General features: G+C 50.9%; 15 protein-coding genes. 8 read left to right on the top strand and 7 right to left on the bottom strand.

Annotation, left to right across the window (positions count from 1 at the left end; genetic code table 11):
* Window positions 1–100: 100 nt before the first annotated feature.
* Complete coding sequence (locus GNT65_RS00810; RefSeq protein WP_160793239.1) at window positions 101–322, bottom strand: sulfurtransferase TusA family protein; 222 nt, start codon at window positions 320–322, stop codon at window positions 101–103.
* 170 nt (window positions 323–492) lie between these two features.
* On the opposite strand from GNT65_RS00810, the gene bepA reads away from it, so the two are divergent.
* The 3 genes from bepA to GNT65_RS00795 all read left to right on the top strand — a co-directional run bounded on the left by bepA (window position 493) and on the right by GNT65_RS00795 (window position 2,769).
* Window positions 493–1,950 (top strand): beta-barrel assembly-enhancing protease, encoded by a 1,458-nt coding sequence (gene bepA / locus GNT65_RS00805; protein WP_160793238.1) that lies wholly within the window; start codon window positions 493–495, stop codon window positions 1,948–1,950.
* 85 nt (window positions 1,951–2,035) lie between these two features.
* Complete coding sequence (arsC, locus tag GNT65_RS00800; protein ID WP_160793237.1) at window positions 2,036–2,383, top strand: arsenate reductase (glutaredoxin); 348 nt, start codon at window positions 2,036–2,038, stop codon at window positions 2,381–2,383.
* Between the two features lie 14 nt (window positions 2,384–2,397).
* Window positions 2,398–2,769, top strand: a complete 372-nt coding sequence (locus tag GNT65_RS00795) for a DUF2069 domain-containing protein (RefSeq protein ID WP_160793236.1) — start codon at window positions 2,398–2,400, stop codon at window positions 2,767–2,769.
* An 87-nt stretch (window positions 2,770–2,856) separates the two neighbouring features.
* Here the strand turns inward: GNT65_RS00795 and hda are convergent, their stop codons facing one another.
* Together hda and GNT65_RS00785 are read right to left on the bottom strand one after the other, a co-directional pair.
* Window positions 2,857–3,615 (bottom strand): DnaA inactivator Hda, encoded by a 759-nt coding sequence (gene hda / locus GNT65_RS00790; protein WP_181006101.1) that lies wholly within the window; start codon window positions 3,613–3,615, stop codon window positions 2,857–2,859.
* Between the two features lie 20 nt (window positions 3,616–3,635).
* Window positions 3,636–4,748: a DUF2066 domain-containing protein gene (locus GNT65_RS00785; RefSeq protein ID WP_160793234.1), complete on the bottom strand. Its 1,113-nt coding sequence runs from the start codon at window positions 4,746–4,748 to the stop codon at window positions 3,636–3,638.
* A gap of 197 nt (window positions 4,749–4,945) precedes the next feature.
* On the opposite strand from GNT65_RS00785, the gene GNT65_RS00780 reads away from it, so the two are divergent.
* On the top strand, window positions 4,946–6,181 hold the full coding sequence (locus tag GNT65_RS00780) for a uracil-xanthine permease family protein (protein ID WP_160793233.1): 1,236 nt from the start codon (window positions 4,946–4,948) through the stop codon (window positions 6,179–6,181).
* Window positions 6,182–6,256: 75 nt separating this feature from the next.
* Here the strand turns inward: GNT65_RS00780 and GNT65_RS00775 are convergent, their stop codons facing one another.
* Window positions 6,257–6,607, bottom strand: coding sequence for a Grx4 family monothiol glutaredoxin (locus GNT65_RS00775; RefSeq protein WP_160793232.1), 351 nt, complete (start codon window positions 6,605–6,607; stop codon window positions 6,257–6,259).
* 231 nt (window positions 6,608–6,838) lie between these two features.
* Here GNT65_RS00775 and sodB point away from each other — a divergent pair, with 231 nt between their 5' ends.
* The 4 genes from sodB (at window position 6,839) to GNT65_RS00755 (ending at window position 12,581) form a co-directional block, all read left to right on the top strand.
* Complete coding sequence (gene sodB / locus GNT65_RS00770; RefSeq protein ID WP_160793231.1) at window positions 6,839–7,423, top strand: superoxide dismutase [Fe]; 585 nt, start codon at window positions 6,839–6,841, stop codon at window positions 7,421–7,423.
* Window positions 7,424–7,792: 369 nt separating this feature from the next.
* Entirely contained in the window at window positions 7,793–9,727 is a 1,935-nt protein-coding gene (locus GNT65_RS00765; RefSeq protein WP_160793230.1) for a PrkA family serine protein kinase, read from the top strand.
* 47 nt (window positions 9,728–9,774) lie between these two features.
* A complete protein-coding gene (locus GNT65_RS00760) occupies window positions 9,775–11,040 on the top strand; it encodes a YeaH/YhbH family protein (RefSeq protein ID WP_160793229.1) in 1,266 nt (421 codons plus the stop codon).
* 8 nt (window positions 11,041–11,048) lie between these two features.
* A complete protein-coding gene (locus GNT65_RS00755; protein WP_160793228.1) occupies window positions 11,049–12,581 on the top strand; it encodes a SpoVR family protein in 1,533 nt (510 codons plus the stop codon).
* 65 nt (window positions 12,582–12,646) lie between these two features.
* Here the strand turns inward: GNT65_RS00755 and rplY are convergent, their stop codons facing one another.
* The 3 genes from rplY to GNT65_RS00740 form a co-directional block, all read right to left on the bottom strand.
* Window positions 12,647–12,934: a 50S ribosomal protein L25 gene (gene rplY / locus GNT65_RS00750; RefSeq protein WP_160793227.1), complete on the bottom strand. Its 288-nt coding sequence runs from the start codon at window positions 12,932–12,934 to the stop codon at window positions 12,647–12,649.
* A 135-nt stretch (window positions 12,935–13,069) separates the two neighbouring features.
* Window positions 13,070–13,618, bottom strand: coding sequence for a peptidoglycan L,D-endopeptidase MepK (gene mepK / locus GNT65_RS00745; RefSeq protein WP_160793226.1), 549 nt, complete (start codon window positions 13,616–13,618; stop codon window positions 13,070–13,072).
* 111 nt (window positions 13,619–13,729) lie between these two features.
* Window positions 13,730–15,106, bottom strand: coding sequence for a L,D-transpeptidase family protein (locus tag GNT65_RS00740; protein ID WP_160793225.1), 1,377 nt, complete (start codon window positions 15,104–15,106; stop codon window positions 13,730–13,732).
* Window positions 15,107–15,198 lie beyond the last annotated feature (92 nt).

Genomic DNA, 15,198 nt, shown 5'->3' with positions numbered 1-15,198 from the left:
CATCATGAAAAATAATTAATCGGCGCCTCTGCTATCTATAGACTCATTTCTATCTAAAGACTCGTTAAGGTCGATATTTGAAACTCCCCAAGGGTAAAAATTAGTCGCCTCGCGTTATCGATAACACCAAGATCTCTGCATCATTTTGTAACTCAACATATTGCCAGTTGGCCTTGTTTAGAAACCTGGGGACATCCTGGCGCGAGCCGTTGTCTTTAAGCATAACTCTCAGCACTTCGCCGCTTGGTAGCTGTTTGAGGGCCATCTTTAGCTTAACTAAGGCCAGGGGACATCGGTAGTGGGTTAAGTCAATAAAAGTCATAATGATCTTGCTAAAGGCAAACTCGGGCTATTATCCTAAGTCTCCAGTGAAACCACAAGCAGACATTGGTGGCAACGCCTTTGCCACGAGTTCCAGGCAAACTGAACTAATTGACTCGATTTGGTTCAAAGTAAGCAGACCCAGTTATCAATAGATCGCTAAGGATAAGTTTGAGTAAAGTGAATAAAGCAAAATCCCTGGTTGCCGGCGCCTTGTCGATGGCCCTGTTCTCCATCGCCCCCCTAGGCTTTGCCAACAACGATCTACCGGATCTCGGCACCGCTGCGGTGAACACCTTCAGCCTGGAGAAGGAAAACAGCTACGGCGATGCCTACATGCGGGTGATCCGCTCGTCGGCCCCCATGCTTAACGATCCCGTACTCAATCAATACCTGACCGAGCTGGGAAACCGTCTGGTGGCCCATGCGACTGGGGTAAAGACTCCCTTCTATTTCTTCCTGCTTAGAAACGATGAGATCAACGCCTTCGCCTTCTTCGGCGGCCATGTGGGCGTGCATACGGGATTGTTTCTCAACGCCGATAACGAGAGCCAGATAGCCTCGGTATTGGGCCACGAGATCACCCACGTTACCCAGAGACACCTGGCGCGCTCTCTCGAGGCGCAACAGAAGAGTTCTCCGGCGACCATAGCCGGCCTACTCGGCGCTATCTTGCTCACCATAGCCGCACCTCAGGTGGGAATGGCCGCCATGGCGACCACTCAGGCCTTAGCGACTCAGGCGCAGATCAACTACACCCGCCTGCACGAAAAAGAGGCAGATCGGATCGGCATGCAGATCTTGGTCGATGCAGGCTTCGATCCTAACGGTGCGGCCGATTTCTTCTCTAAGCTGGCCACTCGCTACCGCTTCACGACTAAGCCACCACAGATGTTGCTGACCCACCCCTTGCCGGAATCACGAATAGCCGAGGCCAGAAACCGCGCGGCCCAGTATCCCCACAGATATGTGGCCGATAACCTGGATTTTCAGCTCGCCAAGGCGCGCATCCAGGTACGTTTCTCCAGTTACAGCGAAGAGGCGGCGCTGGCTCTGTTTAACGACCAGCTGAGGAAGAATAGCTACCAGTTCGAGGAAGCGGCCCAGTATGGTAAGGCGCTCGCCCTGCTGCGCGCCGAGAAAGCAGAGGAATCTGAGGTCATCATAGACCAGCTGCTCGCAAAAGATCCCAACAACCTGTTTTATATCGACACTAAGACAGATCTCCTGCTGGAACGCCATCAACATCAACAGGCGATCGCTCTGCTCACGCAAGAGCGCAAGCTCAAGCCCACCTCGCAGGTGGTTAACATCAACCTGGCCAACGCGCTGATCGAAAACGGTCAGGCCAAGCAAGCCATCCCACTGCTGGAAGACATGATCTTCCTCGATAAGCAGAATCAGCTGCCGTTACAACTGCTAAGCGATGCCTATAAACAGACAGGCAATCGTGCCATGGAGCATTTTGCCAAGGCAGAAACCATGGCGCTGGCCGCCGACTATGACGGCGCCATAGATCAGCTTAACTTTGCCTACCGTCTGTCGGAGAAAAATCCGCTGCAGCTGGCCAAGATCGAGGCCAGGATCCGTCAGTTCAAACAGTCTAAGAAACAACTCGAGCTACTTTAAGGCGTTAGGTGGGCCATCTTGCTGTGACTCGGCTCACCTTTTGCAGTAGAATGTCGGCAAATTTCTAGATATGGATAGAACTGCCATGACGCAAGTAAGCATAATTCATAACCCTCGCTGTTCAAAAAGCCGTCAGACCCTGGCGCTGCTGGAAGAGAAAGCCTGCGATATCCAAGTAATCGAATACCTTAAGACACCACTGACTAAGGTGGAGATCCGCAGCATCTTAGAAAAACTGGGCCTCTCCCCCCGTGAGCTGATGCGTACCAAGGAAGAGGAATACAAGGCACAGAACCTTGCCGAAGTCACCGACGACGAGACGCTGATCCAGGCCATGGTCGACACTCCTAAGCTGATCGAGCGTCCTATCGTATTGGCTAATGGTAAGGCGGCCATAGGTAGACCCCCAGAAAGCGTACTGGCCATCCTGTAAGGTTGCGAGTCGACATGAGCTCAAAGACACTGTTCCAAATTAGCCGCGCCGCCTATGTGGCGCTGCTACTTATGATGACCGCCTGGTTTGGCAATCAAGGATTAACCGGCCAATATTCGTTGATCTTCAGCCTGCTGTGGATCTTGCCCCTACTGGCACCGCTTAAGGGGATCTTGACCGGCCAGCCCTACACCTATGCCTGGGCCAGCTTCATCATCTGTCTCTACATGTTGCATGGCCTGACCTTGCTCTATGTCACCGAGACGGCGCTGGCGTTCGCCATCTGTGAGGTGGCGCTGTTGAGCCTCTTGATGGTCACCCTGCCCTTCTACGCGCGCATCCGTGGCCGGGAATTAGGCCTGGGATTGAAGAAGCGCAAGAAATAGCCTACACAGATACCGAAAAAGGCACCATGAGGTGCCTTTTTTATGGGTAATCTTCGGTGATTCTTTACCCTAACAGCGAAACAAGTGCTACAAGCGTAGCATCTCTTTCACGAAGGGAATGGTTAGCTTACGCTGATGTACCAGAGAGGCCTTGTCCAAGCGATCGAGCACGTCGAACAGGGTACGTAGATCCCTCGCCAGACGATTAAGCAGGAAGCGACCAACATCTTCGGGCAACTGCAAGCCACGCATCGCAGCCCGACGTTGGAGCGCCGCCAGCTTCTCCTCATCGGCCATAGGCTGCAGCTGATAGGTCAGCCCCCACTGCATCCGAGACACGAGATCCGGCAAGGCAAATCCTGCGTCGCTGGCGGTTGCACTGGCACTTACCACTAAGGCGCAGCGTTTCTGCTCCGCCACCCGGTTATAGAGGTCAAACAGCGCCTCCTCCCACAAGGGGTGCCCGGCAATGGCATCGATATCATCGATACAGACGAGATCGACCAACTCTAGCCCCTCGAGCAGTTCGGTGGAAATACTGGCATGAATACCCAGTGGCAGATAGAAGCTACTGCGATTGAGCTCGTTGGCCCTAGCGCAGGTGGCGTGCATCAGGTGTGTACGTCCGGCTTTTACCGGCCCCCACAGATACACAGCCTTATTGGCATCTCCTTCGGCGCATGCCTGCAGGCTCTGGATCAGCTCGTCATTACCAGCCGCGGGATAGTAACTGTTAAAGGTCTCATCATCGGGCAGATAGACGGGTAAAGAGAGTTGTACCGGTGAATGGGGTGACACGTATAGGGATCTCGATCTAATCTTATGAGTTAAAGCCAGGGCGACCATTTAATGCCGCCCAGCTTACCTTAATGCCCTTGCCAAATATACTCTTGGCGTGGAGTCTGTGACGACGATAACGGATCGACCATTTCATCGCCGCCGACTCCTGGCTGGCTGTTAGTTTGTGGCTGACTCTGGATCTTGGGCTCCAGGCTGATCAAACGATACAGATCTTCCTCACTGCCAAACAGTTGCAGCGAAAACTCCGCAGTGATCCCCTGAAGCTTAGTGAGGGACACCGACTTGACGGCGCTGAGCTGATGCAGATATTTCTCAATCGCCAACAGCTGCTGACGATCAGTGATATCGACAAAGGTGAGCTGAGTGGTATTGGCCTCGCCACTATCGGCGATAGCATAACGTGCCACATAATATTGGCTAATCGCCTCAAAGATCCCCGTCATCGCGGCGTCCATCCCCATAACCTGAGTCGATAGCGTCGCCAGAGGACTCAATAATGGCTGCTCGCTGCTCGCCGGATAGAGTGCCAGCTTCAAGTTCACCAAACCATCGGCCAGGTTATCCATAGAGACCATCACAAAATAGTCACTGCCATAACGCTGACTCGCCTTGGCTACCTGGTCGGCAAACATGCCTCTCACGTCATTGACGCTGATCGCCATCGAATCATCGAGATCCATCATGGGCAATAACATAGGCACGCCTCGCGCCTGAGCCAAGTCTGAAATCAAGCGACGACTTTCCAGCATTGATGAGTCATTAAGCAGCTCACGCTTGCCCTCGTTTTCCTGTACCAGCCAGAGAAGTGTCAAGGGACGCTGCTTGCCCCACACGGGTAGCTCGGCTTGTCGCAGCAAACCGATGATCTTGCTGTGATCAAATGACGCCTGCAGATACTGTTCGCCGCCCTGTTCCAGATAGCCGAACTGACGAATGTAGGCAGTCGGTGCGGCAATAGCCTGCTTGACCTGCGGCACATTGAGTACTTCGCGATCGCCGGTGTTTTTCAACACGACCTCTTGCATCGCCTGCTGCAAGGCCTGATTCTTCACCTGCCGGCTGCGGTCGGCGATCTTAATCACGCTCTTATCCAGCTCGGTCACCTCGACGGCCGATACCGTAAGGCTCGCGGCACATAAGGTGCCGACAATTACCATAGAAAAAAAACTCTTAAACATCCGTATCTTTATCTACTCACGAATACAATGGCGGCAGTGTAACACATAAGCGTTAACCATGCCTGTCTGCAAAAGGCGCCAAATTCGCTTTTTTCCAGGGCATTGGCAAGGTGAGAAAGAGAATGTGATCAAGATAAGTGCAAATATACTAGCAAGACGTTAACATTGTGCGGTTTAGCCATAAAAAGAGAATAACAATGAAACGTTTAGCAATCCCCCTACAGGGCGCGCAGATGCTATTTGTCGCCTTTGGCGCTTTGGTATTGATGCCGCTGTTAACCGGGCTCGATACCAACGTCGCCCTCTTTACCGCCGGCATAGGCACCTTGCTCTTCCAGCTTGTGACCAAACGCCAAGTCCCTATCTTCCTCGCCTCCTCCTTTGCCTTTATCGCTCCCATACTCTACGGCGTACAGACCTGGGGCATTCCCGCGACCATGGGCGGACTCATGGCAGCTGGATGTGTGTATCTGATGCTGGCCACCCTGGTAAAATTTAGGGGGGATGCCTTCATCAAGCGTCTGTTACCGCCAGTTGTCGTCGGGCCCGTGATTATCGTGATTGGCCTGGGTCTCGCGCCAGTGGCCGTTAACATGGCGCTCGGCAAGAGCGGCGATGGCGGCCTGGTTCTGGTTGATCCCGAACACGCCTTGATCATCTCCCTCGCCTCACTGCTGACCACCATTACCGTTGCGATTTTTGCCAAGGGCATAGTTAAGCTGATGCCAATCCTAGCTGGCATCATAGTCGGTTACGGCCTCAGCCTCATCTTTGGTGTGGTAGATTTTACCCCGGTCGCCCAGGCCAGTTGGCTGGCGATGCCTAACTTTGTGGCCCCCGAGTTTAACTGGCACGCCATCGCCTTCATGATCCCCGTGGCCATCGCCCCGGCGGTCGAGCATATCGGCGACATTCTGGCTATCTCTAACGTCACCGGCAAAGATTATATGAAGAAGCCTGGCCTACACCGTACCCTAAGCGGCGACGGCATCGCCACCATAGCGGCATCGGCACTCGGCGGCCCACCGAACACCACTTACTCCGAGGTGACGGGTGCAGTAACACTGACCAAAGCCTTTAACCCGGCCATCATGACCTGGACCGCCATCACCGCCATTCTGCTGGCCTTTATCGGCAAGCTCGGCGCCCTGATGCAGACCATCCCCGTCCCCGTCATGGGCGGCATCATGTGTCTACTATTTGGCTCCATCGCCGCAGTGGGCCTGAATTCACTGATCAAAAACCATGTCGATCTCGGAGAGCCAAGAAACCTCTGTATCGTCGGCGTCACCCTGGTCTTCGGTATCGGCGGCATGGCATTTGGAATCGGCTCTTTTAGCCTCACAGGGATCAGTCTGTGCGGTATCGTAGCCATTACCATGAACCTCCTGCTCCCTGACCCCCAAGATAGCGCCGAACAAGAAACAGCTTAACCACCTGCCATCAAGCATAAAAAAGCCCTTCACTTGAAGGGCTTTTTCTTATCCGATAGTAAGGCGTAATTAAGATTAAGCCTCACCCTCTTGGTCAGCGTACTTAGCGGCCGTGTCGGCGATTAGGGTCTGAAGCTCACCCTTCTGATACATTTCGGTCAGAATGTCGCAACCACCAATCAGCTCACCTTCAACCCAAAGCTGTGGGAAGGTTGGCCAGTTAGCGTATTTAGGCAGCTCGGCACGAATATCGGGATGCTGCAAAATATCAACATAGGCAAATTGAGCACCGCAGTTAATCATGATCTGCGCCACTTGCGAAGAAAATCCACAGCTAGGTAGCTTAGGAGACCCTTTCATGTAGAGGATGATAGGATTTTCAGCGATTTGCTGTTTGATTTTTTCTACAGTTTCGTTTGTGTCCATCTTCTTTCCTAAATTTTGCAGCAAAGCCACGTCAACAAATTTAGCCTATTGTACGCTAGGTTCAGGGATAACGAAAACCTACTTTTTTCAGGGTTATTCACTGAGTTAGCTTATCGATTGAATTAATCTAAAAAATCAAACAAACAATGATTCACATCACAACTTTATCAGGTAGAATGTGCCTTTGTGAGCAAACCTAAAAAGACAATTGAATGTCAATGGAGAAAAAACATGGCTTTTGAATTACCAGCACTGCCTTATGCGAAGAACGCACTCGAGCCCCATATTTCCCAGGAAACCATCGAGTACCACTATGGTAAGCATCACAACACCTATGTAGTGAAACTAAATGGTCTTGTTGAAGGTACTGAGCTTGCCGAAAAGAGCCTGGAAGAGATCGTTAAGACTTCTACCGGTGGCATCTTCAACAACGCGGCTCAAATCTGGAACCATACCTTCTACTGGAACTGTTTAGCACCTAACGCTGGCGGCGCTGCAACTGGCGAGATCGCCGCAGCTATCGACGCAGCTTTCGGTTCTTTCGATGCATTCAAGGCACAGTTCACCGACGCAGCCGTTAACAACTTCGGTAGCGCTTGGACTTGGCTAGTGAAGAAAGCTGACGGTAGCCTGGCCATCGTTAACACTAGCAATGCTGCTACCCCACTAACTGACGAAGGTGTTACACCACTTCTGACTGTTGATGTTTGGGAGCACGCCTACTACATCGATTACCGTAACGTACGTCCTGATTACATGGCGGCGTTCTGGAATCTGGTTAACTGGGAATTCGTAAACAGCAACTTCGCTGCTTAATCTTATTCGACCAGATTTGAAAAGGAGCTTCACGGCTCCTTTTTATTGCTTAAATTAAGGTAAATGGTTGGCTTGGGGCATACAGTTAATCGCCTGGGTTTACTTTCTCTCCTCTCTGCCGTTGAATTTCTTCCCTCATTTGCGGCTCGCTTAGCACATTTCTCGGGCTAACTTTCATACCTCTCTCTTCGAACACTCGAGTCACCCAGTGTATCGCTACAGTTGCAATAGTTGCATTTGCAACTGTTTGTCATTGTTTTTATTGTCTTTTTTGATACCCAGATCTCGTTTAAGGACTATTATTAGTAGTAGGTCACTGATTTTCAGTTGTCCCTTAAGACATATCGTTGGCTTTTCAGGGGGTGGAACATGGGCATTTTCGAGCATTATCAACAGCGCTATGAAAAAAAATTAGATGAAGAGTATTCACTGCAAGAGTTTCTGGCGATCTGTAAAGAAGACAGAATCGCCTACGCATCTGCGGCAGAGCGTCTGCTAGCGGCCATCGGCAAACCCGAGGTGATAGATACTTCTAAGGATCCGGTACTGAGCCGTATCTTCTCCAACAGGCTGATCTCTCACTATCCCGCCTTTAAAGATTTCTACGGTATGGAAGACTCGATCGAGCAGATAGTCGCCTACCTCAAACATTCGGCTCAAGGGCTGGAAGAATCAAAGCAGATCCTCTACCTGCTCGGCCCTGTAGGCGGTGGTAAGTCCTCTCTGGCCGAGAAGCTTAAATCTCTCATGCAGAATGTGCCCATCTATGTCTTGAGCGCCAACGGACAACGAAGCCCAGTCAACGACCATCCCTTCTGTCTGTTTAATCCAGAGGAAGATGGTGAACTACTCAAAAACGAATACAAGATACCCGAGCGTTATCTCAAGACAATCATGTCACCCTGGGCAGTGAAACGTCTGCATGAGTTTGGAGGCGATATCTCTAAATTCAAGGTGGTCAAAGTCTTCCCCTCAATCCTTGACCAGGTGGGAATCGCCAAGACAGAGCCCGGCGATGAGAACAATCAGGATATCTCCTCTCTGGTGGGTAAGGTGGACATTCGCCAGCTTGAGCATTATGCCCAACATGATGCCGACGCCTACTCTTATTCCGGCGCTCTATGCCGTGCCAACCAAGGCCTGATGGAGTTCGTCGAGATGTTTAAGGCGCCGATCAAGGTGTTACATCCCCTGCTGACAGCCACCCAGGAGGGTAACTACAACGGCACCGAAGGCCTGTCGGCCCTGCCCTTCAACGGCATCATTTTGGCTCACTCCAACGAGTCCGAATGGACCAGCTTTAGAAACAACAAGACCAACGAAGCCTTCCTGGACAGGGTATACATAGTGAAAGTTCCCTACTGCCTCAGAGTGTCAGAAGAGATCCAGATCTACGAGAAACTGCTCACCAACTCAGAACTGGCTCAGGCGCCATGTGCTCCCTATACCCTGGAGACCCTGGCGCAATTTAGCGTGCTGTCGCGCATCAAGGCGCCGGAAAACTCCTCCATTTACTCTAAGATGCGGGTCTATGATGGCGAGAGCCTTAAAGATACCGATCCTAAGGCAAAGTCTTATCAGGAGTATCGTGACTATGCCGGCGTAGATGAAGGGATGCAGGGACTCTCTACCCGCTTCGCCTTTAAGATCCTCTCTAAGGTGTTTAACTTCGACCATAGCGAGATCGCCGCTAACCCGGTACACCTCTTCTATGTATTGGAACGCCAGATCGAACAGGAACAGTTCCCGGCCGAAATGGCCGAGCGTTACATGGAGTTCTTGAAAGGCTACCTCACCCCCAAATATATCGAGTTCATCGGCAAAGAGATCCAAACCGCCTACCTAGAGTCCTATTCGGAGTATGGTCAAAACATCTTCGACCGTTATGTCACCTACGCTGACTTCTGGATCCAGGATCAGGAGTATCGGGATCCCGAAACAGGCCAGCTGTTCGATCGCGCCGCCCTCAACGCCGAACTCGAGAAGATAGAGAAACCCGCGGGGATTAGTAATCCGAAAGACTTCCGCAACGAGATCGTCAACTTCGTGCTGCGTGCCAGGGCCAACAACGAAGGCTCTAACCCACTGTGGACCAGCTATGAGAAGCTACGTACCGTCATCGAGAAGAAGATGTTCTCCAACACGGAAGATCTCCTGCCAGTCATCTCCTTCAACACTAAGACCTCCACAGACGATCAGCGTAAACACGACGACTTTGTCAATCGCATGATGGAGAAAGGCTACACCAAGAAACAGGTCAGACTCCTGTCTGAGTGGTATTTACGGGTTCGTAAATCATCTTGATACCCGTACACGGGGAGTTCGCTCCCCGCTAGTCTTGGGAGGTGCGCATGGCTAATTTTATCGATAGAAGACTGAATACTAAGGGAAAGAGTACAGTCAATCGTCAACGTTTTATCAACCGCTATAAGCAACAGATCAAGAAGGCCGTCAGTGACGCCGTGACCCGACGCAGCGTGACCGACATAGATAAAGGCGAGAAAATCAGTATCCCCACCCGGGATATCAGCGAGCCAACCTTTCATCAGGGACAGGGGGGTATGCGTGAGCGAGTGCATCCGGGTAACGATCAATTCTCCCGCGGCGACAAGGTTGAGCGCCCGCCACAAGGCGGCCAAGGCAGCGGCCAGGGAGATGCCTCAGACTCAGGAGAGGGCCAGGACGATTTCGTATTTCAGATCTCTAAAGATGAATATCTAGAGCTGCTGTTTGAAGATCTCGAGCTCCCCAACCTGCAGCGCAATCGCCTCAACAAGCTGGTGGAGTATCAAACCTATCGTGCCGGCTTTACCAATGATGGCGTACCGGCAAACATTAACATCATTCGCTCGCTACGCTCATCCTTAGCCAGACGTATTGCCATGTCCTCCTCTAAGAAGGCACTGCTAGCTGAACTCAAGGCTGAGCTGGAGACACTCGAGCAGACACCGGGCTCAGAGGCCGAGAAGATCATCGCCCTGAAGGAACAGATAGCAGAGCTCGAAGCCAAGATAGCCAAGGTGCCCTTTATAGACACCTTCGATCTTAGATACAACAACTTCGCCAAACGCGAAGTACCTTCGAGTCAGGCTGTGATGTTTTGCCTCATGGATGTATCGGGTTCAATGGATCAGGCCACCAAAGATATGGCTAAACGTTTCTACATTCTGCTCTACCTGTTTCTCACCCGTACCTATAAGAATCTGGAGGTCGTTTATATTCGCCACCATACCCAGGCCAAGGAGGTGGATGAACATGAATTTTTCTACTCACAGGAAACCGGCGGCACCATAGTCTCCAGCGCGCTCAAACTGATGCATGAGATCCAGCGTGAACGCTATCCCGAAAGCGAGTGGAACATCTATGCGGCCCAGGCATCGGATGGCGACAACTGGGCAGATGACTCTCCTACCTGCCGGCAACTGTTGGAACATAAGCTACTGCCCGTGGTGCGTTATTTCAGCTATATAGAGATCACCAACCGTGCCCATCAGACCCTGTGGCGCGAATATGAAGGACTACAGAAGACTCACGATAATATTGCAGTTCAGCACATCAAACAGGCTGAGGATATATACCCTGTATTTAGAGAACTGTTTAAGAAACAAGCTGTTTAGGGGGCCTTATGAGTTCAAAAAAGAAGCGCGCTGTATTAAATGATGGCCCGGATTGGACATTCGAGTTATTGGAATCTTACCTGGTCGAGATCGAACGCGTAGCGGAGCATTACCGCCTGGACACCTATAAAAATCAGATAGAGGTGATCACCGCCGAGCAGATGATGGATGCCTATGCGGGAATAGGCATGCCAATAGGCTACACCCATTGGTCTTTCGGTAAGAAGTTTATCGAAACAGAACAAGGCTATAAACGGGGACAGATGGGCCTAGCCTACGAGATAGTGATCAACTCAGATCCCTGTATCGCCTACCTGATGGAAGAGAACACCATTACCATGCAGGCGCTGGTGATGGCCCACGCCAGCTTCGGCCACAACAGCTTCTTCAAGAGCAACTATCTATTCAAGACCTGGACGGATGCCAGCTCGATTATCGACTATCTGGTGTTCGCCAAAAACTACGTCAGAGAGTGTGAGGAGCGCTACGGCGAGGAGCAAGTCGAGCTCATCTTAGATTCCTGTCACGCCCTGATGAACTATGGTGTCGATCGCTACAAGCGCCCCAGCGAGATCTCACTCAAGGAAGAAAAGGTGCGTCAAAAGGAGCGTGAAGCCTACCTGCAGAGCCAGGTGAACGATCTTTGGCGTACCATACCACTGGCACCGGATCCCCAAAAACAGCAGGCCGCACCCTGCTTTCCCGAAGAGCCCCAGGAAAATATCCTCTACTTCATCGAAAAGAATGCGCCGCTGCTCGAACCCTGGCAACGGGAGATAGTACGAATCGTGCGTAAGATGGGGCAATACTTCTATCCCCAGCGTCAGACCCAGGTGATGAACGAAGGCTGGGCCACCTTCTGGCACTACACCATACTCAACCACCTCTACGACGAGGGGCTAGTCTCCGATCGCTTCATGATAGAGTTTTTGAAAAATCACACCAATGTGATCGCCCAGCCGAGCTATAACAGCCCTTATTATTCCGGCATCAACCCCTATGCCCTGGGCTTTAACATGTTTGTCGACATACGTCGTATCTGCGAGGCCCCCACCGAAGAGGACAAACGCTGGTTTCCAGATATCGCCGGCAGCAACTGGCTCGATACCCTACATTTTGCCATGGAGAACTTTAAAGACGAGAGCTTTATCAGCCAATATCTGTCACCAAATATGATTCGCCAATTCAAGTTTTTCAGTATCTTAGATGATGATAAGAAAAACTATCTCAGCATCTCTGCGATCCATGACGACCTGGGATACCAGGAGATCCGCCAGACCCTGTCTCAGCAGTACAATCTGTCTAACCTAGAGCCCAATATCCAGGTACAGAGCGTAGCTATCTCTGGCGATCGCTCCTTGACGCTACGCTACATCCCCATCAATCGTATTCCACTGGATAAGAGCTCTCAGGAGGTGGTCAAACACCTACATAGGCTCTGGGGCTTTAATGTAAGCTTGGAGGAGATCAACGAGCAGGGCGAGCCTATCGTTATCGCCAGCTGCCCTGAAAAGGTCTCAGAGTCTGAGCAGACGGCTTAGGAGAATGGAAAATAGAGGCATAAAAAAAGCGCCACATGGGCGCTTTTTTTATTTCAGATCCGCGATTAAGCGAATTTGAAGTCAACGTGCTCAATCATTGGCTTGAACGCGTGACGTTGCATAGCTTGAACACGAACTTTAACTTCTTTACCGTCTAGAACGATAGTGATGTCGTTGTTGTAGAAATCATCGTTAGCTTGAATGTTGATGATTGAACGGTGTTCGAATTCGATAGAAACGGCTTCTTTACCCGCACCATAGATAACTGCAGGAACTTTACCAGCATGACGTAGGCGGCGGCTCGAACCTTTCCCAATTTCAGTGCGGGTTTGTGCGGTAATTGTGTAAGACATAATTTACTCACTTAAATCAATAGTATTATAGGTGGTCATCGCTTTCGACCAACGATGACCTCATTTAAAGCGAGCGAATACTAGCACAGTGATCCGGCTTTAACAAACTTTAAGTAAATTAAAGCCGGTATTTAGCTACCAGGTACGTACCGGGCCAGTATCTACGTGGACAAACCCAGAGCTCGGGTAATAACCTACTCCGCCGAGCTTAAGGGAGATCGCCGCATCACGCAGCTCCTTAAGGTTAACGTCTGGCAGGGCGATATCCATCGCCATTCCCTTCATATGATAACTCTTCTTCGCCACACCAGAGCTGCGACTGGCCAGCATCTTATTGGTCTTGGGCGAACGATAACCCGAGATCACATGAAAATCTTCATCAACCTGTAGGGTCTGCCTCAGCGAAAAGAGCAGATCGAATAAGCGCTTATCCATGGGCGCCGTTTCGTTTTGACGATGATCCCGCAGTAGATGATTAAAATCATTTAAGGTATTTGTTTGATAATCACCATCGATCCAATAGCTTCCTTGCCCCCGTTCTCCCGTGTGCCGATTATAAAACCCTAAAGAGCGAACTCCTTGAGTCGAGCGACTCGCTCGAGCTTTAGACGGCACCATAGAAAACATTGCTACACCACCTAGGCCTAATAACAACTGCCTACGCGCAGGACAAACTATCGTCACCTCAACACCACCGTTTATTTTTTAACCAAAACAGCGGACAAATTAACCTTAATTCCAAACGAGATCAAGTGTTACTTTTTACCTGAGCCCAGACAAACACTGGGCTGGAGGCTAATTTGTGGCTTGCAAATTCAGACTAAATTTTTGATTCTTTTTGTATATATCTTCTCTAAACTGGGCCACATTGTCGTCATCCAGCCAGGAGGTCCAATACACAAGATGAATTGGCAGGCTCGCATCGAAGGCGAACCATTGGGTCTTATCGCGCTCACGCTGCATGTTGACCCAGGTTTGCTTGTCTCGCACCAGATGTGAAGCCATCCAGTTGGCCAACTGTTCGACCTTTTCCACCCGAATACAGCCCGAGGAGAGCGCCCTATCGCTACGCTCAAATAGCGCCTTGTCAGAGGTATCATGGAGATAGATGCTGTACTCGTTAGGAAAGAAGAACTTATAACGCCCCAAGGTATTTCCTGCTCCAGGTTTTTGCACCAAACGATAGGGAAATTTGCCCCTGGCTACATCACGCCACTCATCGTCACTCTTGATAACCCGCTCGCCATGGTAATCAAACACCTCGAAGTTTCGGCTGCTAATGTAACTACCATCTTCTCTTACCTTAGGCAGGAGATCCCGGGTTAACAACCGACGAGGTACCCGCCAACTGGGGTTGAGTACTAGGTTTTTTATCTCACCACTGATGATAGGCGTCTGGCGATACGGCTTACCGACAATCACCTTAGAGCGCAATGCGACTCTATCATCATCCACCAGCCACATCTCATAGGCGGGAATATTGATCAGAAGATAACGCTCTCCTATCTCTGCCAGATATTCGGCTCGCTGAATAAAGTTCACGACCAGGAGCTGCGCTCGCTCCCTGGGAGAGCGATTTAGCCAAGCTAAGGTTGCTGGGCCTATGATGGCATCGGACTTAAGACCATGACGGACCTGAAACCTAAGCACCGCCTCTTTTAATCTCTCATCGTAATAGGAACCACTTGTGGCGCCTTGAGGATAGTCTCCTAGTGCCTGGAGGCGCCCTCTTATCTCGCTGATCGCCTTGTGACTGTCTCCCGGCTTTAGCCAGCCCAAGGGCTCGAGTGGCAACCAGGATTCATGGCGCGCCAACCACAAGAGATAGCGCACACGATTACTCAACATCAAATAATCGGACGCTCTGGGTTCACTGGCGATCACCGCCATGTATGGATCATTGAGGGTTAAGGGAGATCCACCTGTGGCAATGCCCTGACGACGCCAGAAATCAGTCGTCGCCTCGGCTATGGCATAAAGCCTTTCAGTCGGTAGTTGCTGTTCAGCCTTGAGCTGCTGATGGTAGTTGTCAAACTCCCGGGAGGCATAGGCGAGTCGAATCACTTCAACCTGATTGAGTAACGCTTGACGCGCCGCATCGAGGCGCTCATCGGCAACACCTAAGCAAGACCAAAGCAGTAGAAGCGATATGAAAATGCGTCTCAAAGCCATAATTACCTCCTTGGATAATTATGGCTCATAGAAGCATTGGCGGCCTAAGCGACTAAAGACGGATTTTTTATAAGCTGAAGTGTGGTCCAAAC

Origin of the sequence: Shewanella insulae (genome assembly GCF_009831655.1) — a bacterium.
Classification (GTDB): Bacteria; Pseudomonadota; Gammaproteobacteria; order Enterobacterales; family Shewanellaceae; genus Shewanella; species Shewanella insulae.
Note: the sequence above shows the minus strand (reverse complement) of the source record. Positions and strands in the feature narration are given on the sequence as shown.